Genomic DNA, 24,823 nt, shown 5'->3' with positions numbered 1-24,823 from the left:
GGGGCATGCCGGAAACAGACAAGACCGACGAGGACACCAAGCCGCCCGAGCCCAGCGACGACCTGGTCACCACCAGGCACACGCTGACCGCGGGGAACCGGGAACTGGCCTACACCGCCCAGACCGGGCGCGTGGTGCTCAAAAAGGAGGTGCTCACCGACGGCAAGTTCGACGGGCACCTGGCCAAGGCCGAGGTCTTCCTCGTCGCCTACACCCTCGACGACGCCGACCCGGCGACGCGCCCGGTGACCTTCGCGTTCAACGGCGGGCCCGGCTCGTCGAGCGTCTGGCTGCACCTCGGCGTGCTCGGGCCGCGGCGGGTCGTCTCCGGGGACGTCGACTCCCCCGCGCCGCCGCCGTACGGGCTGACCGACAACCCGGAAAGCCTGCTCGAACACACCGACCTGGTGTTCATCGACCCCGTCTCCACCGGCTACTCGCGCGCGGTGACCGGCGAGAAGCCGAAGGACTACCTCGGCTTCACCCCGGACGTGGAGTCGGTCGGCGAGCTCATCCGGCTGTGGACCTCCCGCAACGGGCGCTGGCTCTCGCCGAAGTTCCTGGCCGGCGAGTCCTACGGCACCCTGCGCGCGGCCGCGCTGGCGGCGCACCTGCAGGACCGGCACAGCATGTACCTCAACGGGCTGCTGCTCATCTCGTCCGTGCTGGACATGGGCTCGATCCGGTTCACCGAGGGCAACGAGCAGGCCTACCTCAGCTTCCTGCCCACCTACGCGGCGATCGCGCACTACCACGGCTTCCACGGCGACCGTCCACTCGAGGAGGTGCTGGCCGAGGCCGAGGCGTTCGCCTCACGCGACCTGCCGTGGGCACTGCAGCGCGGCGCCCGGCTGACCACCGACGAGCGAGCCGCCGCGGTGCGTGAACTGGCGCGCCTGACCGGGCTGAGCGAGTCCTATGTGGACCGCGTCAACCTGCGCATCGAGCACGTGCGCTTCTTCACCGAGCTGCTGCGTGAGCGCGGGCTGACCGTCGGCCGGATGGACGGCCGGTTCACCACCTGGGAGCCGGACGGCGGCCGCGAGCACATGAGCGACGACGCCTCGATCTCCCGGATCATCGGCGCCTACTCGGCCGCGTTCAACCACTACGTGCGCACCGAACTGGGCTACGAGAGCGATCTGCCCTACGAGATCCTTTCGATGAACGTGTTCCAGCAGTGGTCCTACAGCGACTTCGAGGGCCGCGCGGTGTCCGCGGTGCGCTCGCTGAGCGCGGCGATGCGGGCGAACCCGCACCTGAAGCTCCACGTCGCCTTCGGCCACTACGACGGCGCGACCCCGTACTTCGGCTCGGAGAACGTGCTCGCGCACCTCGAGATCCCCGAGGAACTGCACGCCAACATCGACCGGGCGTACTACCCGGCCGGGCACATGATGTACGTGCACGAACCTTCGCGGGTCCGGCAGGCGGCCGACCTGGGCGCGTTCATCCGGTCAGCCGTGCCGGAACAGGCCGTCTAGATCGTCTAGGTCGTCTTCCAGCCCACGGCCGCCAGGCCACGCGACTTCTCGGGCTGGTCGGCGAACAGCTCGTCCCCGTCCGGCTGCCACTGCGGCAGCCAGACGAGGCCGGGTTCGGTCAGTTCGAGACCGTCGAAGAACGCCTCGATGTCCGGACGCGGGCGCGGCACCGCCGGGCTGTTCGTCTGCTTGCGGTAGGCGGCCGCGACCTTGTCGCCGGCGGCGATGGTCGCGGCGTCCTTCGGGTCGACGTGGATGTGCGACAGCGCGACCATGCTGCCCGGCGGCAGGCGATCGATGTAGCCGCGCAGCACCTCGTGCGGCTTGGTCTCGTCGGGCATGAAGTGCAGCAGGGCCACCACCAGCAGCGCGATCGGCTGGGTCTCGTCGATCAGGCCGGTGTTGCGCACCCTGCGCCACAACTGCGGGCCGTCGAAGAAGTCGGCGTCGATGGCGCGGTGGCGCTCGGGGTCGGCGGTGCGTTCGAGCAGGATCTCGGCGTGCGCCTGGGCGATCGGCTCGTTGTCGATGTAGACCACGCGGCATTCGCCCGGCGCGGCCTCCTCGGCGACCTCGTGCACGTTGCCCTGGGTGGGCAGGCCGGAGCCGATGTCGACGAACTGCCGGATGCCCGAGTCGACGGCGTAGCGCACCGCCCGGCCCAGGAAGGCGCGGTTCGACCTGGCGAACCGGCGGATGTCGGGCAGGGCCTTCATCTGCTCGTCGGCGAACGCCCGGTCGGCGGCGTAGTTGTGGCTGCCGCCGAGCAGGTAGTCGTAGACCCGGCCGACGGAAACCTTGTCGATCGAGTCTCCGAGGCGGCCGGCATCGCTCGTGGTCATCGGACTCCCAATTCCTGGACGCGGTGGTGCGCACAGTTCTACCGCAGAAGCGGACAAAAGTCGTGAGTGCGTAAAGTCGTTAATACAACCCCACGCACTCACGACTTCCGGGAATCACCAACTCAGCGACGCAGGTGCTCCTTGCCCCTGGTCACCGCGGAGTAGGCGTCGACGGCGCCGTGGCCGTAGAAACCGTTGAACGCCGTGTCACCCGTGCAGGTGGCGGTGAAGGTGTCGTCGCGTCCCTCGTCCAGGTAGTCCACGGTCCGCGGCACCGGGCAGGCGATCTTCGCCGCGGTGCCCTCGAGCACGCGCTGCACGGCGTCCGGGTCCATGCCGAACCCGCCCCTGCCGGGCTTGCCGTACTGGGAAACGATCAGCGCGGCGACGCCGGTGGCGTGCGGCGAGGCCATCGAAGTGCCCTGCAGCCACTGGTAGTAGCCGACCCGGCCGTCGGCCGCGGTCGCCTTCCGCACGCCCGCCTTGACGCCGTCCGGCGTGATGTTGCCGTCGGCGTCGAGCAGGCCCTCGGCCACACCGACGTTGCGCGGGTAGGTCGACAGGATCTGGTTCTCCACAGTGGAGAACCACGGGGTGCCGAAGTAGTCGCGGTAGAAACCACCCGGCGCGGAAACCGAGATCTGCTCGACGCCGTAGTTCGAGTAGTCCGCCTTCGCCTGCGAGGGGCCGAACGCGGAGACGCCGATGGTGTGGCGGCCTTCGACCGGCAGCGTCACGCAGGACGAGTTGTCGATGTCGCGGTCGTAGTTGGTCTTCACCGGGAAGTTCGGGCTGACGGTGTCCGGCTGCGGCGCACCGAGGTCGGTGTGCTGGTTGCCCAGCGAGACCACCTGCGTCACGCCCTTGCCGTGCGCGTAGTCGAGCGCGCGGTTGACCGCCTCGGTGATGGCGTCGACCACCGGCTGCAGGAAGAAGCTGCCCGAGTCCTGGCCGGCGCGGACGTTGACGATGCTGACGTTCGGGGCCACGCCGGAGACGCCGAAACCGTTGGCAGCCGCACCGATGGTGCCCGCCACGTGCGTGCCGTGCCCGCCGTCGTCGTGGTTGACCGGGTCCACACAGCCGCGGAACTCGCACGAGCCGTCGACTTCGTTGCCCGCCTCGTCGGCCGGGATGTCGCGAACGAAGTTGCGCGAGAGGACCGCGTCGAAGTTCGGCGCGATGTCCGGGTGGGTGCCGTCGACACCGGTGTCGAGCAGGCCGACCTTGACCCGCTTGTCGCCCGGCTGCACGGTGCGCACGAGCCGACTTGAGGCCCCACAGCTGCTCGTCCAGCGGATCGGTGCCGACCGGCGCCGGCGCGTTCGGCTACGCCTTGGCTGCGCCGTACACCGCGCGGTCGGCGGAGACGCGCTCGCTGAAGCCGTTCGCCGGCGCGCTCGCGGTGACCAGGCCGATGGCGGCGTTGGACTTCACGCTGATTTCCTCCTACTGCTGCGGTAGGCGGAATGTACGACGCGCGCCGGAAACCGGCCACCGGCGAAAGTCAGGGAACGACGTGCCGTTCTTCGGCGAAGTGGCAGGCGCTGGAATGCCCGCCCGCGCGGAGTTCGAGCGCCGGTTCCTCGGTGGCGCAGAGGTCCTGGGCCTTCCAGCAGCGTGTCCGGAATGGACAGCCGGACGGCGGGTCCACCGGGCTCGGCACATCGCCTTCGAGCCGGATCACCTGGCGGTGACCGCGCAGTGACGGGTCCGCTACCGGAACAGCGGACAACAGCGCCTGCGTGTACGGGTGGGACGGCCGGTTGTAGATGTCGTCCTCGGTGCCGATCTCGACGATCTTGCCGAGGTACATCACCGCGACCCGGGTGGAGAGGTGGCGTACCACGGAAAGGTCGTGCGCGATGAACACATAGGACAATCCGAATTCGGCGCGCAGATCCTCCAGCAGATTCATCACCTGGGCCTGGATGGAGACGTCGAGCGCGGAAACGGGTTCGTCGCAGATGATCACCTTGGGCCGCAGCGCGAGCGCCCTGGCGATGCCGATGCGCTGGCGCTGGCCGCCGGAGAACTGGTGCGGGTAGCGGTTGAGGTGCTCGGGGTTGAGCCCGACGACGTCCAGCAGTTCGCGCACCTTCCGGGCCCGGTCGGCTTTGGGGGCCACCTCGGGGTGGATCTCGAACGGCTCGCCGACGATGTCGCCGACGGTCATCCGGGGGTTGAGCGAGGTGTACGGGTCCTGGAGCACGATCTGGATGTTGCGGCGCAGGCGGCGGAGTTCGGTGCCGCGCATGGCGAAGATGTCGCGGCCCTCGAAGTAGGCCTTGCCCGCTGTGGGTTCCTCGAGCCGGAGGAGCACCTGGGCCAGCGTCGACTTACCGCACCCGGACTCGCCGACGATGCCCAGCGTCTCCCCCGCGGCCAGTTCGAACGAGACGCCGTTGACCGCCTTGACCTGGCCCACGGTCCGCTTGAAGACCACGCCGGTGCGGACGGGGAAGTGCTTGACGAGACCGGAGACCCGGAGGATCGGCTCATTCACCGCGCATCACACCTTCCGCGCTGGACTGGCAGGGTGCCGGTTTCCCGGCTTGGCCCGGCTCCGGGCTGGAAATCGAGGGCAGCACGCTCGGATGCCGGGACGGTGGGCGTGGACGGGCGGATGCCGAACGGTGCGGCGGCCGAGCGCCGGACTGGGGGGGCGAAGTCCCGGGGGCCGAACGATGCGGACGGGTGCCGGGGCGAGGAAGGCGGGACGGCCAGATGCCGGAGCGGCGGGGGCCGGAAAGTGAGAGCAAGGCAGCCCGGGGCAAGGCGACCAGTGGCCGAAACGGTGACAGCGAAGCGGCCAGGAACCGGAGTGAGGAAGTCGGGATGGCCGACTGCCGGGCGGGGTGGCTGGAGCGAGCGGGGCCGAAACGGCGAAGGTCGAGCGGGCACCGGAGCGAGGGAGGCGCGATCGCCGGGTGTCGGAGCGAACCGGAGAGAGCGGGTGGGCCAGAACGGCGAGGCAAAGCGGCCGGGCGCCGGGAGCGTACTGAGCAGGGCGGCCGGGGCGCCGAAACGGTGAAGGTCCGGCGGCCGGGAGCCGAAACGGTGAGGTGGGCGGGTGCGGCGTGGCGGGGGTCAGTCACCTTGGAGTACCTCGGTGGCGAAGTGGCAGGCGCTGTACCGGCCCGGGGCAGGTTCGTGGTGGGGTGGGCGGGTGGTGGAGCAGAGGGCTTCGGCGCGGGGGCAGCGTGGGTGGAAGGGGCAGCCCGGCGGGATGTCGAGCAGGCTCGGGGGCAGGCCGGTGATGGTTTCCAGGCTTTGCCCCTTCTGGTCCAGGCGGGGCAGGGAGTTCATCAGGGCCGCGGTATAGGGGTGCGCGGGGGATCGGAACAACGTATGGACGTCGGATTGTTCAACAATCCTACCGGCGTACATTACCGCGATCCGATCGGCGACTTCGGCGACAACCCCCAGATCGTGCGTGATCAACACGAGGCCCATCCGCCGTTCCGCCTGGATTTCCGCCAGGAGGTCCATGATCTGAGCTTGCACCGTCACGTCCAGCGCCGTGGTCGGCTCGTCGGCGATCAGCAGTTCCGGGTCCAGTGCCAGCGCCATCGCGATCATCGCCCGCTGCCGCATCCCACCCGAGAACTGGTGCGGGTACTCCCGCACCCGCGAAGCGGCGTTCGGGATGTGCACCAGATCCAGCAGTTCCACCGCCCGCGCCCGCGCCGCCCGCCGGCTCATGCCCTTGCGCAGCCGCAACTGTTCCTCGATCTGGAACCCCACGGTGAACACGGGATTCAGCGCGGAAAGCGCGTCCTGGAAGATCATCGCGATGCCGCCGCCGCGTACCTCGCGCTGCCGCCGGGCACTCGCGGTCAGCAGGTCCTCGCCGTGGAACCGGATCGCCCCACCGGTGATCACCGCGGGCGGCCGATCCAGGATGCCCAGCACCGTCTGCGCGGTCACGCTCTTGCCCGACCCCGATTCGCCGAGCACGGCCAGGGTCTCCCCCGCGTCCACGTGGTAGCTGACGCCGTTCAGCACGCTCGCCACCCCGTCCGGGGTGCGGAACTCCACGCGCAGGTCGTCGATCTCCAGCAATCTGTCCATTGTGGATCACCGGGCCCGCGGGTCGAGGGCTTCGCGCACGGCGTCGCCGAGCATGACGAAGGCCAGCACGGTGGTGACCAGGAAACCGGCCGGGAACAACAGCAGGTGCGGGGCCGCGCGCACGTACGTCCGCGCGTCGTTGATCATCACGCCCCACGAGACCACCGGCGGCCGCAACCCGATGCCCAGGTAGGACAGCGTCGCCTCCACGCCGATGAACGCGCCCAGCGCGATGGTCGCGTAGACCAGCACCGGCGCCAGGCAGTTCGGCAGCAGGTGCCGGAAGATGATCCGCGTGCCGCTCGCGCCCAGTGCCCGCGCCGCCTTCACGTAGTCCTGCTGCTTCGCGGTGATCGCCGCCGAGCGCATGATCCGCAGCGAAACCGGCCACGACAGCAACGCGATGGACAGCACCACCTGCACCACGATCCGCACCGCACCGGCGTCGCCCGCCGAGTTCAGCGTGGTCAGGATGACGATCGCGCCGAGCACGAACGGCAGCCCGAAGAACACGTCCGCGATCCGCGAGATCACCGTGTCGAGCCAGCCGCCGTAGTACCCGGCCAGGATGCCGAAGAGCCCGCCGAGCAGCACCACGCCCAGCGTCGCCAGGACACCGACCACAATGGACGCCCGAGCGCCGTGGATGACGCGGGCGTAGATGTCGTAGCCCTGGTTGTCGTAGCCGAACCAGGCCTGCGCGGACGGCGGTTGCCGCTGGCGCCCCAGGTCGCCGAGGCTCGGGTCGGCCGAGGTGAACAGCGACGGGAACACCGCCATCACCACGATCACCAGGATGATCGACGACGAGATCCAGAACATCGGCCGCCGCCGCAGGTCGCGCCACGCGTCGCCGAACAGGCCACGGGGTCGCGCGGACACCCCGGTCGCCGCGGTCGCCGGGTCAGTCATAGCGGATCCTCGGGTCGAGCACGCCGTAGAGCAGGTCCACGAGCAGGTTCATCAGCAGGTAGACCAGCACCAGCAGGACCACCAGCCCGGTCACCGTGGCACCCTCCTTGGACTGGATGGACTTGAAGATCAGCCCGCCGATGCCGGGGATGTTGAAGATGCCCTCGGTGACGATCGCGCCGCCCATGAACGCGCCGAGATCGGTGCCGAGGAAGGTGATCACCGGCAACGCCGCGTTGCGCAGCATGTGCACGCCGACCACTCGCGACTGCGGCAGCCCCTTCGCCACCGCGGTCCGCACGTAGTCCGCGCGCCGGGTTTCCGCGATGCTGGCCCTGGTCAGCCGGGCCACGTACGCCATCGACAGGCTGGCCAGCACGAAACCGGGCACGATCAGCTCACCGAACCCGGCCTTCGACGAAACGGTGGGGTTGATGATCCCCCACTCCAGCCCGAGCAGCAGTTGCAGCACGTACCCGGTGACGAAGACCGGGATGGAGATCAGGAACAGCGTGGACACCAGCACCAGGCTGTCCAGGAACCCGCGCCGCCGCAGGCCGGTGACCACGCCGGCGGTGATGCCGATGACCGCCTCGATCAGCAGCGCCACCACGGCCAGCCGGACCGTCACCGGGTACGAGTTGGCGATCAGCTCGCTCACCGGCACCCCGGAGAAGGTCTCACCGAAGTCACCCCGCAGCAGGTTCCACAGGTACTTCCCGTACTGCACGAAGATCGTGTCGTCCAGGTTGTACTTCTCGTTCATCGCCGCGACGAACGCGTCCGGGCAGTCCCGCTCGCCGCACTTGCCCGCGAACGGGTCCCCGGGCAACGCCCACACCAGCAGGTAGATGCCGAAGGTGGTGCCGAGGAACACCGGCACCATCTGCAGCAGCCTCCGCAGTACATACCGGCCCAATTCAGGCCACTTCGACGCTGGTCAGGTCGAGCTTCCGGAAGGCGCTCAGCTTCGCCGAGACGAGCCGGTCGGACTTCCCGCCGATGGTGTTCTGCGTCCACAGTGGAACGAACGGCAGGTCGTTCAGGATCATCTTCTCGGCTTCGAGGTAGAGCTTGATGCCTTCCTCCTCCGATGCCGCAGTGTCCGCGGCGGCGAGCTTCGCGTCCACCTCGGGGTTCGAGTACTCACCGTCGTTCGACGAGGCGCCGGTCTTGTAGATCGGGTTGAGGAAGTTCTCGATCGACGGGTAGTCGGCGACCCAGCCGGCGCGGTACATGTCGGTCATCTCGCGGGCGTTGATCTTCCCGCGGAACTCGCCGAGGCTGGTAGCCGGTTCGAAGACGCACTCGATGCCGAGCGTGTTCTTGATGCTGTTCGCCGCCGCGGTGGCCCATTCGCTGTGCCCGCCGTCGGAGTTGCTGATGATCTTCAGCGTGCCGGTGAACCCGGATTTCGCCAGGTGCTCACGGGCCTTGTCCGGGTTGAACGTGCACAGCTCGCCGCACTGGCCCTTCTGGTAGCCCTTGATCAGCGGGTGCACCAGGCCGTCGGCGGGCCGTCGGCTGCCCTCGTAGACGCGGGTGGTGATCTCCTCGCGGTTGATCGCCATCGAGATCGCCTTGCGCAGGTCCGGGTTCTGGTACTTCTCCTGGTACAGCGGGAAGGACAGCGTCTGGTTCATCAGCGAGTCGCTCTCGACCACGCGGTCGCCGAGGTCGGTCTTGTGCTGCTGCCCGGCGAGCGCGTTCGGCGGCAGCTCCTCGATGAAGTCGAGCTGGTTGCCGACCAGGTCGGGGTAGGCGGCCTCGCGGCTCTGGTAGACCTTGAAGGTCAGGTCCTTGAACTTCGGCTTGTCCAGGCCGGTGTACTCGTCGAACCTGGTCAGCTTCACCTCGGTGCCGACCTGGCGCGAGACGAACTTGAACGGGCCGTTGCCGATCGGCTTGGCCTCGAAGGCGGCCTTGTCGGCGAAGAACGAGTCCGGCAGCGGTGAGAAGACCTCGTAGCCGAGCTTGACCTTGAACACCGGCGACGAGCTCTTCAGCGTCACCTCGAAGGTGTGGTCGTCGACCACCCTGAGCCCGGACATCTTGTCCGTGGCGGGCGCCGGGGCCTGCTGCGGGCCGCTCTTGCCGTCCGGGTCGGCCGGGTTCACCTCGTCGTAGCCCTGGATGTCGGAGAAGAACGGCGCGCCCTGGGTGGCGTTGGGGCCGAAGGCGGTCCAGTTCCAGGCGTCGACGAAGTTCTTCGCCCGCACGTCGGTGCCGTCGTGGAACTTCCAGCCCGGCTTCAGCTTGAAGGTGTAGACCTTCGAGTCGACGTCGGTGATCGAGTCGGCGACCGCGTTCTTCACCTCGGTGGTCTGCGGGTCGTAGGCGATCAGGCCGGTGAACATCGCGTCCATCACCTGCCCGCCGCCGAACTCGGTGGTGTTCCCCGGCACCAGCGGGTTCTCGGGTTCGGTGTTGAACACCGAGATGGCGCCCCCGGTGTCGCCGGTGCCGGGCGAGTCATCGCCACCGCCCCCGCACGAGCTCAGCACCATGGCCGTCGTCATCGTGAGCACTGCCAGCCGCGTCGTCCGCATTCGCGCCTTCATGAAGGGGCACGCTAGCCGGGAGGGTGAGCCAGACCACAGACGCAAATCATTGCGAAAGAATCACGATGATCCACATTACTCCGTCAGCCCCACACCAACGGAGCAACGTGAACCCGCTGAATGCCGCAAGCGCTTCACCGCACTCGTCACACGTCCCTCCCCGCCCGGGCGAACGCTATGAGTGGGGCATTACTTGCGTTCAATGCAAGTAATGCCCCACTCATAGCGTTCAGCGGAGGGGAAGGAGGGGCGTCAGGGGGCCAGCGACAGGGCGATCCCGTCGAGGATGTCGTGCTCGCTGACCACCAGCTCCGCCGGGCCGCCGCGCTCGGCGAACTGCTCGGCCAGCGCCCGCACGATGACCGCGCCACCGCCGATCACGTCGACCCGGCCCGGGTGGATCACCGGGTTCGCCGCGCGGGCCGCGTGGTCCACGCCGAGCAGGTCGTCGGTGAGCCGGTCGATGTCCGCGCGGGACAGCTTCGACAGGTGCACGCGCTCGGTGTCGTACTGCGGCAGCTCCTGCGCCACCGCGGACAGCGTGGTGACCGTGCCCGCGACGCCGATCCAGGTGTTCGCCCGCGAGACGTCGACCACCTCGAACGCCTCGTTGAGCACCTCGGTGGCCAGCTTGTGCGCCGCGGTGACCTCGTCGGCGGTCGGCGGGTCCGACTTCAGCGTGCGCTCGGTGATCCGCACGCAGCCGATGTCCACCGAACGCGCGGCGAGCACCTCGGCGCACTTGCCGTCCCAGGTGCCCAGCACCAGCTCGGTCGAGCCGCCGCCGACGTCGACCACCAGGAACGGGCCGTCGTCGGGGTCCTGCTCGCCGACCGCGCCGGTGAACGACAGCCGGGCCTCCTCGTCGCCGGTGATGACCTCGGCCTCGGTGCCCAGCACCTCGCGGGTCATGGCGAAGAACTCGTCGCGGTTGCTCGCGTCGCGGGTGGCGGAGGTGGCGACCATGCGCACCTTCTCGACGCCCTTGCGGCGCGCGGCGATGGTGTAGTCGGCCAGCGCGGCGCGGGTGCGCTCCAGCGCTTCCGGCGCGAGCCTGCCGGTGGCGTCCACCCCCTGCCCGAGCCGGACGACGCGCATCTCGCGGTGCAGGTCGCGCAGGTCGAACGTGCCGTCATGGCGTTCGGTCAGCTCGGCGACGAGCAGGCGGATGGAGTTGGTCCCACAGTCGATCGCGGCAACACGAGGCATGGCACCCACCCTAACGACGAACAGCCCACCGGCCCGCGTAGGCCGGTGGGCTGTCCACCACTCCGGTACTAGGGAGTCGTCGGCGCCTCGGAGGAGGTGTCCTCGCACAGCGGCGGCTCACCCTCGGCCGGCGGTTCCGGCGTGGTGCCCGGTTCGGGCGTCACGCAGTCCGGCGGCGGGGTGGTCTCCGGCGGCGTGGTCGTCTCCGGCGGGGTGCTCGACGGCGGGTTCGTCGACGACGGCGGGTTCGAGGAACTCGGCGGGTTCGTCGTGCTCGGGATCGACGACGAGGGCGGGTTCGACGAGCTCGGCGGGTTCGAGGTCGACGGCGGCGGTGTGCTCGGGCCGCCCGGCGGCGGCACCGACGGCAGCGGCACCTCGCCCGGCGCGCCACCGCCCGAGGGGGCCTGCGGCGCCGCGAGGATCGGGCCCTGGTGGTCCGTCGTCGGGTGCACGCCCCCGGCGTACGCCTCGGCCCAGCTCAGCACCGTGCGCACGTACGAATCGGAGTGGTTGTAGCGGAAGACCGCGGTGGCGCGCTGCTGCGGGTCGGCGGTGTTCAGCCCGCCCGAGCAGAGGTACCGCCCGGCGCCGAGGGTGGCGTCGTAGATGTTGTTCGGGTTGCGATCGCCGTCCCCGTTGCCGTCGGAGGCGTAGCCCTGCCAGGTCGACGGGATGAACTGCATCGGGCCGACCGCGCGGTCCCACACCGTGTCGCCGTCGTAGGCACCGCCGTCGGTGTCGCTGATCGCGGCGACCGGACCGGCCCCGTTCAGCACCGGGCCCAGGATGGGCGCACGGGTGTAGCCCGCGACGTCGACGTTGCCGCCGCGCGCGTGACCCGACTCGATGCGCCCGATGCTGGCCAGCAGCGACCAGTGCATGTTGCAGCCGGGCTGGCTGGCGGCGAGGTGGTCGGCGGCCCGCGTGTAGGCCTTCAGCGCGGACCCCGGGATGCCCAGCGGACCCGACGGCAGCCCGGCGTTGCCGTTCAGCGCGTCCGGGTTGCCCGCGTCGGCGAGCAGCTGCTGGCCGATCGAGTCACCGTTGGGCAGGCTGCCGTTCACGCTGACCGGGTTGCCCTGCGCATCCACCGGCTGGCCCTGCGCATCGAGATAGCGGCTGGGACTGGAGTCGCCGAGCAGGGTGAACCCGCCGATGCCACTGCCGGGCACCATGAGCGGCAACGCCAGCAGGGGCGCACCCCATGCCATCGCCCGTGTCCGCCGTCTTGATCTGGTCTGTCCGGCGCGTACCCCGCGCCTCTGCCACACCCGCACCCGCATGACCTCCACGTCGCATCGCGCCGTTACCGCACTTGGTAGCTCAGCATGCCGGATGTGAAGTGGGCGAAAACACCGGCAACGCACAAAAGCCCACGGCCCTGTCAGATTTCCACAACCACCGGGTTCTCGTTCATCGGAAGCCGATAAAGAGCGGCCGAATGGCCTAGTTCTTTCGTTGTACAGAACGCGAGCGGGTCCTCACGGGGCCGGCGACCCCGGCTCCGCGTCCGGTTCGGAGGACGGCGGTGTACTGGGTTCACACGGCGGCAGCGAGGAAGAAGGCGGCGGCGTGGTCGACGAAGGTGGCGTCGACGAACTGGGCGGAACCGATTCACAGGTGGGCGGCGGCTCGCTTTGCGACGGCGGCAGCGACGGCCCCGGCTCCCCGGGACCCGGCGGGTTCGACGGGTTCGACGGCGTGCCGGGGTCCACGGGCGCGGGCGGCGGCGTGACCGGGGCGGGCGCGGGTTCGGTGACCGGGTTCGCCGGCCCCACCGGCACGTCGCTGTCCGGCAGCGGGGTGACGCCGGTGCGGTAGGCCTGTGCCCAGGTGAGCACCGTGGTCACGTAGCTGTCGGAGTTGTTGTAGCGGAAGACCGCGGTGCGCAACTGCTCCTGGTTCGCCAGGTCCAGACCACCGGAACAGAGGTAACGACCAGAGCCGAGCGTGGCGTCGTAGATGTTGTTCGGGTCGGTCTCACCGTCGGCGTTGCCGTCCGAGGCGTAGCCCTGCCAGGTCGACGGGATGAACTGGGTGGGTCCGACGGCGCGGTCCCACACGGTGTCGCCGTCGTAGCGGCCGCCGTCGGTGTCGCTGATCGCGGCCACCGGGCCGACGCCGTCGAGCACCGGGCCCAGGATCGGTTCGAGCGTGTTGCCCTTCGCGTCGAGGTAACCGCCGCGTGCGTGGTTCGACTCGATCCGGCCGATGCTGGCGATCAGCGCCCAGTCGATGTGGCAGGCGGGCTGCTCGGAGCCGAGGATGTTCGCCGCGTTCTGGTAGGCGCGCAGTGCGCTCCCGGGGATGCCGAGCGGGCCGGGCGGCGGCACGTCGGCGAGCAGCGCTTCGGGATCGGGCGGCTGCGGCAGGCTGCCGTCCACGCCGACCACGGCGGACCCGGGATCGCCGCCGCCGGGCGGCGCGATCTGGTTGGCCACCTTGATCCAGCCCTCGGTCCCGCCGGTCAGCGTGAAGGTGGGCGCCACGGCGAGCGTGCCGCCGAGCACCACGAGCGCCGTCCGAGAGCGCAGGCCGAATTCCCTGGATTTTTCCCCGACCGCACCGGAGACCCCGAACAACCGCACGCCGAGAACGCCTTTCCCGTGAGAGTCCTACCCGGTGGACATATCTCCGGCGGCCCGTGGAACGTTACTGTCCTTTTGCGACAGACGCGCACTCGCCCGAGGGCCAGCCTTCGGCTTGCAACAACGCCAAAGTCTCGTCGCCGAAGGGGTTCACGCCCGGCCCGCAGGCCAGCGTGTGCGCCAGGTGGACGTGCAGGCACTTGACCCGGCCCGGCATCCCGCCCGCGGTGACCTCGTGGCCCAGCGGTTCGATCGCGTCGCGCTGCGCCAGGTACGAGCGGTGCGCCCGCAGGTAGGCGGCGGCCAGTTCCTCGTCGGTGGACAGGCGCTCGGTCATTTCCTTCATCAGCCCGGACGCTTCCAGCCGTCCGACCATCGACGACAGGCGCGGGCAGGTCAGGTAGTACAGCGTCGGGAACGGCGTGCCGTTCTCCAGTTTCGGGCTGGTCTGCACCACCGACGGGTGCCCGCTCGGGCAGCGCGCGGCCACCGCGCGCAGGGCGCGGGGCGGGCGGCCCAGCTGTTCCGCGATCACCGCCTCGTCCTGCGCGGTGACGGGTTCGAACCGGGGGGTTTCGGTGCTGCTCACGGCGCTCAGCGTAGCTACCCGGTCGCCTGGTCCCACAGGCGCTCGTACCACGGCCCGGACGGCGGCGGTGCCTGCTCGCCGGGCGGCTGGTTCGGCGCGGGCTGCTTGTCCTCGGGCAACTGCACCATGTACGGGGTCTCCCCCGGCATCACGTACCGCAGCCGGCGGCGGGCCTCGGCCTGCACCTGCGCCGGGTCGGCGAGTTCGGCCTTGCGGGCTTCGAGCTGCGCGACTTCCTCACGCAGCTTTTCGCGCTGCTGCTGTTGCTCGGAGACCTCCGAGCGCTGGGTGAGGTAGGTGCGCAGCGGCACGGCGATGGTGAACGCGAGCGCGCACACCACGATCGCCACGACCGCCGCGCGGCGGGTGTTCGACAGCCCGAGCACGCGGGCGGCGCCGGAAGCGCGTTTCGCGCTCCAGCCCCGCCGCAACCGGGCTCGCCTGCCTTCCCGGTGCACGCGCTCCGGCCGGCGGGCGTAGGACTTCCTCGCCCGCCCGCCGGTGCGCTCCCGGCTTCTCCCGCCGCGCTCGGCCATGGTGGATCAGGACTCCGGGGTGAACCTCGGGAAAGCCAGGTCGCCGGCGTACCTGGCTGCGTCGGCCAGCGTCTCCTCGATGCGGAGCAGCTGGTTGTACTTGGCGACGCGCTCACCGCGGGCCGGCGCGCCGGTCTTGATCTGGCCGACGCCGGTGGCGACCGCCAGGTCCGCGATGAAGGTGTCCTCGGTCTCGCCGGAGCGGTGGCTCATCATCGACTTGTAGCCGTAGGAGGTGGCCAGTGACACCGCGTCCAGCGTCTCGGACAGCGTGCCGATCTGGTTGACCTTCACCAGCAGCGCGTTCGCCGCGCGGCGGGTGATGCCGTCCTCGAGGCGGTCCGGGTTGGTGACGAACAGGTCGTCGCCGACCAGCTGCACCCGCTCGCCGAGCTCGGCGGTCAGCCGCACCCAGCCGTCCCAGTCGTCCTCGCCCAGCGGGTCCTCGATGGACACCAGCGGGTAGGCGTCGACCAGCTCGGTGTAGTAGCCGATGAGCTGCTCGGCGCTCTTCTTCGCGCCTTCGAAGGTGTACGCGCCGTCGTTGTGGAACTCGGTGGCGGCCACGTCGAGCGCGAGCGCGACGTCGCGGCCCGGGGTGTAGCCCGCCTTCTCGATGGCGGTGAGGATCAGGTCGAGCGCCTCGCGGTTGTTCTTCAGGCTGGGCGCGAACCCCCCCTCGTCGCCGAGGCCGGTGGCCAGGCCGCGGCTCTTGAGCACCGACTTGAGCGAGTGGTAGACCTCGGTGCCCCAGCGCAGGGCCTCGCGGAAGGTCTCCGCGCCGATCGGCGCGATCATGAACTCCTGGATGTCCACATCGGTGTCGGCGTGCGCGCCACCGTTGAGGATGTTCAGCATCGGCACCGGCAGCACGTGCGCGTTCGGCCCGCCGAGGTAGCGGAACAGCTCCAGCTCGGCCGAGTCCGCGGCGGCCTTGGCGACCGCGAGGGAGACGCCGAGGATGGCGTTGGCGCCCAGGCGCGACTTGTCCGGCGTGCCGTCCAGGTCCACCAGCTTCTGGTCGACGATGCGCTGGTCGACCGCGTCCACACCGGCCAGGTCCGGGCCGATCTCGTCGAGCACCGCGGCGACCGCGCGCTCCACGCCCTTGCCGCCGTAGCGGGCGGTGTCACCGTCACGCAGTTCGACGGCTTCGTACTCACCGGTCGACGCACCCGACGGGACCGCGGCCCGCGCCAGCGTGCCGTCGTCGAGAGCCACCTCCACCTCGACCGTCGGGTTGCCGCGCGAATCCAGAATCTCGCGCGCGCCTACCTGTTCGATTACCGCCACGCCTTGCTCCTCGTCCGGTTGTCCCAGCCACGACGCCGCCCAGCGTAGCCGTTGACGAGGGTCACCCGTTGGAGGCTCACGTCACCCGTTGCGGATGACCTGCCAGCCCGCGGGCAGCTCGACCCGCTCGGACACCTGCTGCCAGAAGGTCCAGCTGTTGCCGCCGACGTCGGGCACGGTGAACACCCGCGCGCCGTAGGGCTGGTCCTGCGGCGGGGCCAGGTCGGCGTCCTCACCCAGCGCCGCGCAGACCCGGGAGTACTGCGCGTCCACATCGGCCACGTAGACGATGTTGAGCTGCCCGACCGGGCCGTCGACCCCCTTGGACTCCCAGTAGTCGGAGCCGGCGCCGGCGAGCTGCACCTCGGCCGTCCCCGCCTGGAGGGTGGCCTGGAAGACCACACCGGACGAATCGACGTACCGGACCTTCTCGGTGAAGCCGAACACCCTGACCAGCCAGTCCAGCGCTTCGGTGGCGTCGGTGTAGTAGAGGTACGGCGCCAGCCCGAGGTAGCGCGCTCCCCCTTCGTGCTCTTCGCTCATGACGGGTTAGTCCACCATGTGAACTTCCGCGGTGGGCCGCACCCCCTCCGGCCCGCGTGATCACCGGCTCGGCCGTCGCGCGGGCCCGCGCTCGCGGGTAGCGTCGAAGGGACCATGGTTGCTCAGGAACAGGACCCGGCGGAGGATCGGTTCACGGCGTTCCGCAAGGCGGAGGACCTGGTCAGCGCGCGCCGGCCGCTCGAAGCGCTGAAGCTGCTCCAGCCGGTGCTCGAGGCGGAGCCGGACAAGCCGAGCGTGCAGTTGCTCGCCGGGCGCGCCTACTTCCTCTCAGCGCAGCTGCGCCGGGCCGAGGCCGCCCTGCGCCGGGTGCTGGAGCTGGACCCCACCGACCACTACGCGCGGTTCGTGCTCGGGCGCACGCTGCAGCGGATGGACCGGCTGGCGGAGGCGCTCGGGCAGATGCGCATGGCGAACGCGATGTACCCGGTGCCCGACTACCAGGACGGCGTGTCCGAACTGACCGCGCGCATCGCGTTGCGCGGCAACGACTAGCCCTTCCCGGCCCGCGCGCGCAGGTGGGCTCGCTCACCCTGCTTGCCGAACAGCGAAAGCACCTCCACCGGGTACTCGTCGGCGGCGCCGAACCAGTGCGGCACGCGCGTGTCGAACTCGGCCGCCTCGCCCGGCCCGAGCACCATGTCGCGATCGCCGAGGACCAGGCGCAACCGGCCGTCGAGCACGTACATCCACTCGTAGCCCTCGTGCACCTTGAGGTCGACCTCCCCGCGCGGCGGCACGACCAGCTTGTACGCCTGCGGCTGACCGGGGCGCTTGCTCAGCGCCATGGTGGTCATGCCGTTGGTCTCCTTGGCCTCGATCCGCACGCGTGGGTCACCGACCGCGGGCGCGCCGACCAGGTCGTCGAGTGGCACCTGATAGGCACGGGCCAGCTGCAGCAGCAGTTCCAGGGTGGCCCGGCGTTGCCCGGACTCCAGCCGCGAGAGCGTGCTCTGCGAGATGCCGGTCGACTCGGCGAGCGCGCCGAGCGTCATCCGCCGCTCGCGCCGCAGCGCCTTCAACCGGGGGCCGACGCCGCTGAGCACCTGCTCGATCTCGGACATGACGGCCATTTTGCCAGATCGGCAAATAACTTTGCCAATTCGCCGGAAGGTCCGGATGCTCGGGGACATGAGCGACTACGACGTGATCATCATCGGCGGTGGGCCGGCCGGACTGAACGCGGCCCAGGTGCTGGCCAGGGCACGCCGGCGGGTGGCCGTGGTCGACGGCGGCAACCCGCGCAACGCCCCGGCCGAGGGCGTCCACGGGTTCGTCTCCAGGGACGGCACGCCACCGGGCGAACTGCTCGCCATCGGGCGGTCCGAGGTGGAGGGTTACGGCGGCGAGGTGCTCGACGGGGTGGTGCGCGCGGTGCGGCACGACCGGACCGTCGAACTGGCCGACGGGCGGCTGCTCGGCGCCAAGCGGCTGCTGGTGGCGACCGGGCTGACCGACGAACTGCCCGACCTGCCCGGCGTCCGGGACCTGTGGGCGATCGACGTGCACCACTGCCCCTACTGCCACGGCTGGGAGGTGCGCGACCAGCGGATCGGGGTGCTCGCCACCTCACCGAACTCGGCGCACCAGGCGGAACTGCTCCGCGAGTGGAGTGATGACGTGGTGTTCTTCAGCCACGACAACCCGCCGGACGCCGACGCGCTGGCGCGGCTGAGCGCGCGCGGCGTGAAGGTGGTCACCGGCCCGGTTTCCCGGCTGAGCACCGCGGAACACCGGCTGCGCGGGGTGGAACTGGCCGACGGCACGGTGGTCGAGCGCGACACGGTGTTCGTCGCGCCGAAGTTCGTGCCGAAGGACCGGATCCTGGTCAACCTCGGCTGCGCGCACGGCGAAGACGGGCTGGTCAAGGTGGATTCCTTCGGCCGGACCAGCGTGAGCTGGGTGTGGGCCGCCGGCAACGTGGTCGACCTGCGGGCGCAGGTGATCACCGCCGCCGGTGACGGGGCGCGAGCCGCGATCGGCATCCACGCCGACCTGGTCGGAGCGGGCGAATGAGCGAGGCGGCGGAGTTCTGGGAGGAGTTCTACAGCGAGCGCGAGGTGTGGTCGGGCAAGCCGAACTCGCTACTGGTGCGGGAAGTCGCGGACCTGCGGCCGGGCACCGCGCTGGACCTCGGCTGCGGCGAGGGCGGTGACGCGATCTGGCTGGCGTCGGCGGGCTGGCGGGTCACCGCGGTCGACGTGTCGGAGACCGCGCTGAAGCGGGCCGCGGCGCACGCGGCCGATGCCGGGGCCGCCGACCGGATCGACTGGCAGCGGCACGATCTCACACTGTCCTTTCCGGACGGTGAGTTCGATCTGGTGTCGGCGTCGTTCCTGCACTCGCCGGTGGCCGGGGACGGCGAACGCAACCGCATCCTCGGCCAGGCGGCGAGGGACGCGGTCGCGCCGGGCGGGGTGCTGCTGATCATCGGGCACGCCGGTGAGCACCCAGAGCACGGGCCGCTGCCGACCACTTCGGAGGTGCTGGCTTCGCTGGCACTCGGTCCGCAGTGGCGGGTCGAGGCGGACGAGGAGGTCTCGCAGCCGGAGAGCAAGGCGGGTACCCGTCTCGACAACCTGCTGCGGTTGCGGCGGTCCTAGGGCTTGCGGCCGTGGACCAGGAAGACGACGCGGCCGTCGGTCTCCCAGCGCCGCACGCGCACGTCGGTGAACCCGGCGGCCACCGCGGCGGCTTCGTCCACATCGGACGGAATGGGGAGGTCGGCGGCCACGTGCCCGGCGATCGGCCCGGACGGGTTGAAGGTGCCCGCGAACGGCAGGGTGAACGCGACGCGGCCGCCCGGCTTGAGCACGCGCAGCCAGTCTTCGATGGCGGCGAGGCCGAGGAAGTGGAGTGAGGACGCGCAGAGCACGGTGTCCACATCGGACACCGGGGCGGGCACGGCAGGGGCGACCAGCCACGAAATCCGGCCTTCGGGGTCGAGCTCGGCCGCGCGCTGCCGAGCTCGGGCGATCATGCCGCCGGAGAGGTCGACCGCGGTGATACCGGCCGGGTTCAGCAGGCGCAGCGCGGCGAACGCGGCGGCACCGGTGCCGGTGGCCACGTCGAGCACGCTCCGCGCGGGCGTGTTCTCCAGGCCGTCCACCAGCGCGGTGGCGACCCGGTCGTGGAAACCGTCGGCGTCGTAGGCGGGTGCTTGCTCGTCGAACAGAGATGCGGGCCCCATGGTCGTCGATCCTAGGGGATGGGGATGGCGGCGGCGTAGGCATCGGCGCCGCTGAACACGTCCTGTCCGTATTCGACCGACTGGTTGTAGGTGAGCACGGCCTTCCACCAGCCGTCCGGGGTGCTCAGATCACCGCCGGACGAGCAGAGGTAACGGGCGGCGGTGAGGGCGGCGTCGTCGATGTTCTGGGGGTCGGGCTGGGCGCCGTCGCCTGCCGCGCGGGCGGCGTGGCGCTGCCAGGTGGCCGGGAGGAACTGCATGGGGCCGACGGCGCGGTCCCACTGCTGGTCGCCGTCGAGCTTGCCGTCGTCGGTGTCGGGGACGGCTTTCACGCCTTCGGAGCCGTCGAGCGGGATGCCGATGATCGGCTTGCTCACCCGGCCGTCGGCACCGACTTCGGCGCCCCCGAACCCGGCGTGCTGCGACTCGACGCGCCCGACGCCGGCGAGCATCGCCCACGAGATGCGGCAGCCGGGTTGCTGGGAACGCATCCACATCTCGGCCTTGCCGTAACCGGTCAGCACCCGCGGCGACACATTGGTCGCGGCGGCGACCTTCTGCGCCCAGGCGTCGAGTTCGGCCTGATCGGAGGCGTTGAGCCGATCCTGGGGCGCGGGCAACGCCTGCCGTGGCACCGCGACCCCCGGCTGGGGCCGCTGATCGGGCACCGGGAGGGGCGGGTTGTCGGGTTCGTCCCGTTGGCTGCGGGTCACGCCGATGGTGAGGACCAGCACCAGCCCGGCCACGATCAGGGTGGCCACCAGCGCCAGCCGCGTCATGAGCCGCCCAGACCTCCGCCGCGGCGGCGGCCCGGGCAACGTCTCCACAGGCGAGGGTTCGACCACCCGTTCAGGTTACGGCCTCACCCCCACCCACGACCCCCTCAACCACAAACCCACGTTCAAACACCCGAACCCCACGTCCAGGCAGCCGAGTTCCACACTCCAGCAGCCGAGTCCCACGCCCAGGCAGCCGAGTTCCACGTTCAGGCATCCGAACCCCACGTTCGCGCACGCGACTCCCACACTCACGCAACCGAACCCCACACTCGAGCACGCGAGTTCCACCCTCAGGCAGCCGATCCCCACACTCGGACACGCGAGTTCCACACTCAAGCAGTCGAACCCCGCACTCGGACACGCGAGTCTCACCTTCCGGCAGCCGAATCCCACACTCGGACGGCCGAGGCCCGCGGTTCGGCGGCCGAGTTCACCAGTCGGGTCTATCCCGTGATCGGTGTTTCCGGCGTTGTTGATCAGTAGGTTTCGGCGGCCGGCCAGCGGTCACCGAAGGTGATGGCGAAGGCGTTGAGCACGGGTGTCCAGCGCATCGTCCATCGGGTGCGGCCTGTCCCGGTCGGGTCCAGGCTGCGGGTCACAAGGTACAGGCACTTCATCGCCGCTTGCTCGGTCGGGAAATGCCCGCGTGCGCGGATCGCCCGCCGATAGCGGGCATTGAGCGACTCGATCGCGTTCGTGGAACAGATCATGCGCCGGATCTCGACGTCGTAGTCGAGGAACGGAATGAACTCGTCCCAGGCGTTGCGCCAGAGCCGGATCATCGCCGCGTATTTTCTTCCCCAGGTTTCGTCGAGATCGTTCAGCGCGGCGAGCGCGGCGGCGGGATTAGGCGCGGTGTAGATGGGTTTGATCTCTCGTTTGACCGCGTCCCAGTCTTTGCGGGACACCAGCCGGAATGTGTTCCGGATCAGGTGAACAATGCAGGTTTGCACGACAGCCTGCGGCCACACATTCGCCACCACTTCGGGCAGGCCTTTCAGTCCGTCGCAGACGAGGAAGAACACGTCACCGATGCCACGGTTCTTCAGGTCGATCAGCACGCTCATCCAGAACTTCGCGCCCTCACCACCAGTGCCCATCCACAGACCCAGGACGTCCTTGCGCCCGTCCACCGTGACCCCGATAGCCGCGTAGACCGGACGGTTGGCGACCTGGCCGTCGCGGACCTTGACATGGATCGCGTCGATGAACACCGCCGCATACACCGCATCGAGGGGCCGGTTGGCCCACTCGTTCATCTCCGCCACGACCTTGTCGGTAATCCGCGACACCGTCTCCTTCGACACCGAGGCACCATAGATCTCGGCGAAATGCGCTGAGATCTCACCCGTGGTCATGCCTTTCGCATACAGCGACAACACGATCTCGTCCACATCCGTGAGCCGTCGCTGCCGCTTCTTCACGATCTGTGGCTCGAACGTGCCTTCCCGATCTCGGGGAACCTCGATGCCGACCTCGCCGGCGGCATCGGAGATCACCGTCTTCGGCCGTGCCCCATTCCGCACGTTCGTCGAGGCCCGGTCCGCCTCGGCACGATTCTTCTCGTGCCCGAGATGCTCGGTCATCTCCTCGTTGAGCGCGGTCTCCAGCACATTCTTGGTGAACAGCTTCAGCAAGCCGTCCGGGCCGGTCAGCGCCAGCCCCCGGGCCTTGGCCTCGGCCACCATCGCCGCCGCAGCGGCCTGCTCCGGCGACAGCTCCCGCGCCGGCTTGCCCTCACGCTTACGTGGACTCACAACCTCAGATGTCATCACTCACAGTGCCCATCCCGCCGGACCTCAGCCCGGCGTGTCGGGCCGGAAACACCGATCTTGGAACAGTCCCCACCAGTCAGCTCAGCTATCTGAAAGCGGACTCGCGCACGCGAATGTAGAACTCGGACTCGCGAGTGTGGAACTCGGCTGCGGGAGCGTAGGACTCAGGTGCCTGAACGTGGGACTCGGCTGTCTGAGCGCGGAACCCGGCAGCCCGAGCCCTGGAGCCTGGCCACCTCAACTCGGCACCGGCGTCCCCAATGCGGAACTCGGATGCCTGAACGTGGGATTCGGCTGCCCGAGTGTGGAACTCGGATGCTCGAATGTGGAACTCGCCCCGCGAATGTCGGACTCGGGCTCCTGAACGTGGAACTCGGCTGCCTGAACGTGCCACTCGCGCTCGAATGTCGAACTCGGGTGCCTGAGTGTGGGGTTCGGATGCCTGAACGTGGTACTCGGGTGCGTGAGTGTGGGGTTCGGGGGTGGGGTTAGTGGGGCCAGTGGTGGCGCCAGGTGGGGGGGTCTTGGGGGGTGACGCCGGCGGAGCGGGCGGAGGCTTCGGCGGAGCGGACGTCGGCGGCGAAGCGCTTCGCGACGGCTCGTAGTTCGCCTTCCGGGTCCACGCCGGCTCGTCGCGCGGAAGCCGCCAGGCGGAAGAGTTGTTCGGCATCGGTGTCCCCGGCGGGGAAGAGGTCGGGCGGTAGGCCGGCGCGGCCGGTGCGCTGGCCCAGTTTGCCCGCCAGCGCCACGGCCGGCTGCCCCAGCGCCACCCCATCCACAATGGACTCCCGGCGCTTTTCGGTCTGCTTCAGCTCTTCCCACCGGACCTGCTGGTGCTCGGCCGTGTCGATCACCTCGTCACCGCCGAACACGTGCGGGTGCCGCCCGACCAGTTTCGCCACCAGCTCACCGGCGACGTCCTCGATGTCGAACGGGTCCTGCCCGTCCTCCGCCGCCACGCGGGCGTGGAACAGCACCTGCAGCAACACGTCGCCCAGTTCCTCGCGCAGCGCCGCCCGGTCGCCGTCCTCGATGGCTTCCAGCAGTTCGTAGGTCTCCTCGACCAGGTACTGCCGCAACGAGTCGTGCGTCTGCGCGGCGTCCCACGGGCACCCACCCGGCGAACGCAGTGCGTCCATCACCGCCACGGCTTCGACCACCGCGGGCACCGGCACCGAGACCAGCGCCGCCCCGGCCTCCAGCAGCGCCGCAGCGCCCGGGTCACCGCGATCCGCCGCGACCAGCACCACGGCACCGGTCGCGCGCAGCAGTTCTTCCGGCGCGGGCGCGACCTTCGCGTCCAGCGCGACCCGCGTCACCTCGGGCAGGTCACCGGCCGCGTAGACCACATCGGCCGAGCGCAGCGCGGGCCACGCGGCGGCGGGCAGCACCGCGGGCAGTGCCGCGGGTGCCAGTACGACCGTGTTCATGGCCGCAATGGTTGCACGGCCTTCACCGGGAACTGGTAGCCCGTCGCCTCGTCGGGGTTCGGCAGCACGGCCATGCTCGCCGCGTCCCACACGCCGTAGCGCGGGTTGACCTTGATGCCGAGTTCCTCCGCGATCGGCTGCAGCAGTCGCTTGCCGAGCTGGTAGACGGCTTCCGAGTCCGGCGCGATCGGCGTCTGCGGCGCCGCGGACGTGGTCGTGCGGTCCTTCACCAGCGCGACGAACCAGCCCGCCTGCTGCTGGCTCGGCTGCACCACGACCACGGTGCCCGGCTTCGCGCCGAACAGCGCGCTGCCCGGCAGCGCCTCCGCGCCACCCTGCTCGCCCTGGGTCGCGGCCAAGTTCAGCGGCTGCTGCAGCACCCGCAGGTTCGACTCGCTGATCACCTCACCGGCCCGCGCGGGCTGCTCGGCGATCTTCTTGGCCAGCGCGAGCGCCTGGTCCTTCGCGGTCGAGCCGGGCGACTCCTCGGTGATCACCGTGCCGACCACGTCGACCGACAGCGACGAGGCGTACTTCGCGCCCAGCTCCTGGGTCATCAGGAAGTCGGAGACGAACTCGGGCACGCGCTCGACCGAGGTGTTCACGCGCGGCGCGATGGCCGCGGCCCCGCCGCTGCGCTCGATGAGTTCGTTGACCTGGACCGGGTCCACGCGCAGGCCTTCGCGCTGCGCGGCCACGGCGAGCAGTTCGTGCAGGATGCGGCCGTCGACCACCACGCGGGCGTTCAGGTCGAGCTTGCGCTGCTGCTGCGCCTGCTGCGCGTCCGGCGAGTTCTGCAGCAACCAGTTGATTTCCTGCTGGACCGACTCCAGGGGCACGGACCGGTCACCGACGATCGCGGCCGAGTCCACCTGGCTCGGCCCGGAGCCGCAGCCGGCGAGCACAAGACCGGTGGTCAGGACGGCAAACAGCGCCCGCGGGCGACCCATGATCCGCATCACAGCGCCTACCCTCTCACATCCGTTCGCCGCTGGGG

The 24,823-nt window shown here is 70.0% G+C and carries 23 protein-coding genes and 1 pseudogene; 4 read left to right on the top strand and 20 right to left on the bottom strand.

Translation table 11 applies throughout. The features are described 5' to 3' along the window. Positions 1–5: 5 nt before the first annotated feature. Positions 6–1,484 carry a S10 family peptidase gene (locus tag L3Q67_RS15710; protein ID WP_499190197.1) on the top strand — a complete coding sequence of 493 codons (1,479 nt, stop codon included), beginning with the start codon at positions 6–8 and terminating at the stop codon, positions 1,482–1,484. A gap of 5 nt (positions 1,485–1,489) precedes the next feature. Here the strand turns inward: L3Q67_RS15710 and L3Q67_RS15705 are convergent, their stop codons facing one another. The 14 genes and pseudogenes from L3Q67_RS15705 to L3Q67_RS15640 all read right to left on the bottom strand — a co-directional run bounded on the left by L3Q67_RS15705 (position 1,490) and on the right by L3Q67_RS15640 (position 16,634). Next, positions 1,490–2,326 (bottom strand): SAM-dependent methyltransferase, encoded by an 837-nt coding sequence (locus L3Q67_RS15705; RefSeq protein ID WP_209662449.1) that lies wholly within the window; start codon positions 2,324–2,326, stop codon positions 1,490–1,492. A gap of 122 nt (positions 2,327–2,448) precedes the next feature. After that, a pseudogene (locus L3Q67_RS15700) lies at positions 2,449–3,763 on the bottom strand (S8 family serine peptidase); the annotation flags it as partial. Between the two features lie 70 nt (positions 3,764–3,833). After that, positions 3,834–4,832, bottom strand: a complete 999-nt coding sequence (locus L3Q67_RS15695; RefSeq protein WP_499190196.1) for an ABC transporter ATP-binding protein — start codon at positions 4,830–4,832, stop codon at positions 3,834–3,836. A 584-nt stretch (positions 4,833–5,416) separates the two neighbouring features. Further along, complete coding sequence (locus tag L3Q67_RS15690; protein ID WP_499190195.1) at positions 5,417–6,400, bottom strand: ABC transporter ATP-binding protein; 984 nt, start codon at positions 6,398–6,400, stop codon at positions 5,417–5,419. 6 nt (positions 6,401–6,406) lie between these two features. Beyond that, entirely contained in the window at positions 6,407–7,312 is a 906-nt protein-coding gene (locus tag L3Q67_RS15685; RefSeq protein WP_499190194.1) for an ABC transporter permease, read from the bottom strand. Continuing rightward, on the bottom strand, positions 7,305–8,231 hold the full coding sequence (locus L3Q67_RS15680; RefSeq protein ID WP_499190193.1) for an ABC transporter permease: 927 nt from the start codon (positions 8,229–8,231) through the stop codon (positions 7,305–7,307). Before L3Q67_RS15680 ends, L3Q67_RS15685 begins: the two co-directional genes overlap by 8 nt. A gap of 1 nt (position 8,232) precedes the next feature. After that, a complete protein-coding gene (locus tag L3Q67_RS15675) occupies positions 8,233–9,873 on the bottom strand; it encodes a peptide ABC transporter substrate-binding protein (protein WP_499190192.1) in 1,641 nt (546 codons plus the stop codon). 252 nt (positions 9,874–10,125) lie between these two features. Next, the gene (locus L3Q67_RS15670; RefSeq protein ID WP_499190191.1) at positions 10,126–11,082 is read right to left on the bottom strand and encodes a Ppx/GppA phosphatase family protein; all 957 of its coding nucleotides are present in this window, start codon (positions 11,080–11,082) and stop codon (positions 10,126–10,128) included. 68 nt (positions 11,083–11,150) lie between these two features. Further along, positions 11,151–12,296, bottom strand: coding sequence for a lytic transglycosylase domain-containing protein (locus L3Q67_RS15665; protein ID WP_499190190.1), 1,146 nt, complete (start codon positions 12,294–12,296; stop codon positions 11,151–11,153). Positions 12,297–12,566: 270 nt separating this feature from the next. Further along, positions 12,567–13,667 carry a lytic transglycosylase domain-containing protein gene (locus tag L3Q67_RS15660; protein ID WP_499191548.1) on the bottom strand — a complete coding sequence of 367 codons (1,101 nt, stop codon included), beginning with the start codon at positions 13,665–13,667 and terminating at the stop codon, positions 12,567–12,569. 70 nt (positions 13,668–13,737) lie between these two features. After that, positions 13,738–14,262, bottom strand: a complete 525-nt coding sequence (locus L3Q67_RS15655) for a DUF501 domain-containing protein (RefSeq protein ID WP_499190189.1) — start codon at positions 14,260–14,262, stop codon at positions 13,738–13,740. A gap of 14 nt (positions 14,263–14,276) precedes the next feature. After that, positions 14,277–14,798, bottom strand: coding sequence for an FtsB family cell division protein (locus tag L3Q67_RS15650; RefSeq protein ID WP_499190188.1), 522 nt, complete (start codon positions 14,796–14,798; stop codon positions 14,277–14,279). A gap of 6 nt (positions 14,799–14,804) precedes the next feature. Further along, on the bottom strand, positions 14,805–16,091 hold the full coding sequence (gene eno, locus L3Q67_RS15645; protein WP_499190187.1) for a phosphopyruvate hydratase: 1,287 nt from the start codon (positions 16,089–16,091) through the stop codon (positions 14,805–14,807). A gap of 81 nt (positions 16,092–16,172) precedes the next feature. Further along, the gene (locus L3Q67_RS15640; RefSeq protein ID WP_499190186.1) at positions 16,173–16,634 is read right to left on the bottom strand and encodes a VOC family protein; all 462 of its coding nucleotides are present in this window, start codon (positions 16,632–16,634) and stop codon (positions 16,173–16,175) included. 114 nt (positions 16,635–16,748) lie between these two features. On the opposite strand from L3Q67_RS15640, the gene L3Q67_RS15635 reads away from it, so the two are divergent. Next, on the top strand, positions 16,749–17,147 hold the full coding sequence (locus tag L3Q67_RS15635; protein ID WP_499190185.1) for a tetratricopeptide repeat protein: 399 nt from the start codon (positions 16,749–16,751) through the stop codon (positions 17,145–17,147). Here L3Q67_RS15635 and L3Q67_RS15630 read toward each other — a convergent pair. Then, positions 17,144–17,716, bottom strand: coding sequence for a helix-turn-helix domain-containing protein (locus L3Q67_RS15630; protein ID WP_499190184.1), 573 nt, complete (start codon positions 17,714–17,716; stop codon positions 17,144–17,146). The genes L3Q67_RS15635 and L3Q67_RS15630 overlap by 4 nt on opposite strands. 67 nt (positions 17,717–17,783) lie before the next feature. Here L3Q67_RS15630 and L3Q67_RS15625 point away from each other — a divergent pair, with 67 nt between their 5' ends. Both L3Q67_RS15625 and L3Q67_RS15620 read left to right on the top strand, forming a co-directional pair. Continuing rightward, on the top strand, positions 17,784–18,668 hold the full coding sequence (locus L3Q67_RS15625) for an NAD(P)/FAD-dependent oxidoreductase (protein WP_499190183.1): 885 nt from the start codon (positions 17,784–17,786) through the stop codon (positions 18,666–18,668). Continuing rightward, entirely contained in the window at positions 18,665–19,255 is a 591-nt protein-coding gene (locus L3Q67_RS15620; RefSeq protein WP_499190182.1) for a class I SAM-dependent methyltransferase, read from the top strand. Before L3Q67_RS15625 ends, L3Q67_RS15620 begins: the two co-directional genes overlap by 4 nt. Here L3Q67_RS15620 and L3Q67_RS15615 read toward each other — a convergent pair. From L3Q67_RS15615 to L3Q67_RS15595, 5 genes are all read right to left on the bottom strand, one after another. Further along, positions 19,252–19,842, bottom strand: coding sequence for a class I SAM-dependent methyltransferase (locus L3Q67_RS15615; protein ID WP_499190181.1), 591 nt, complete (start codon positions 19,840–19,842; stop codon positions 19,252–19,254). The two genes, L3Q67_RS15620 and L3Q67_RS15615, sit on opposite strands and share 4 nt — an antisense overlap. Positions 19,843–19,853: 11 nt before the next feature. Continuing rightward, the gene (locus L3Q67_RS15610) at positions 19,854–20,621 is read right to left on the bottom strand and encodes a lysozyme family protein (protein WP_499190180.1); all 768 of its coding nucleotides are present in this window, start codon (positions 20,619–20,621) and stop codon (positions 19,854–19,856) included. 476 nt (positions 20,622–21,097) lie between these two features. After that, positions 21,098–22,393, bottom strand: a complete 1,296-nt coding sequence (locus L3Q67_RS15605; RefSeq protein WP_499183566.1) for an IS256 family transposase — start codon at positions 22,391–22,393, stop codon at positions 21,098–21,100. A 491-nt stretch (positions 22,394–22,884) separates the two neighbouring features. Next, positions 22,885–23,826 (bottom strand): nucleoside triphosphate pyrophosphohydrolase, encoded by a 942-nt coding sequence (locus L3Q67_RS15600; RefSeq protein ID WP_499190179.1) that lies wholly within the window; start codon positions 23,824–23,826, stop codon positions 22,885–22,887. Then, positions 23,823–24,785, bottom strand: coding sequence for a SurA N-terminal domain-containing protein (locus tag L3Q67_RS15595; protein WP_499190178.1), 963 nt, complete (start codon positions 24,783–24,785; stop codon positions 23,823–23,825). The genes L3Q67_RS15600 and L3Q67_RS15595 overlap by 4 nt, the downstream gene beginning before the upstream one ends. Positions 24,786–24,823 lie beyond the last annotated feature (38 nt).

It is taken from the genome of Saccharothrix sp. AJ9571, from assembly GCF_021725495.1.
GTDB classification, from domain to species: Bacteria; Actinomycetota; Actinomycetes; order Mycobacteriales; family Pseudonocardiaceae; genus Amycolatopsis; species Amycolatopsis magusensis.
Note: the sequence above shows the minus strand (reverse complement) of the source record. Positions and strands in the feature narration are given on the sequence as shown.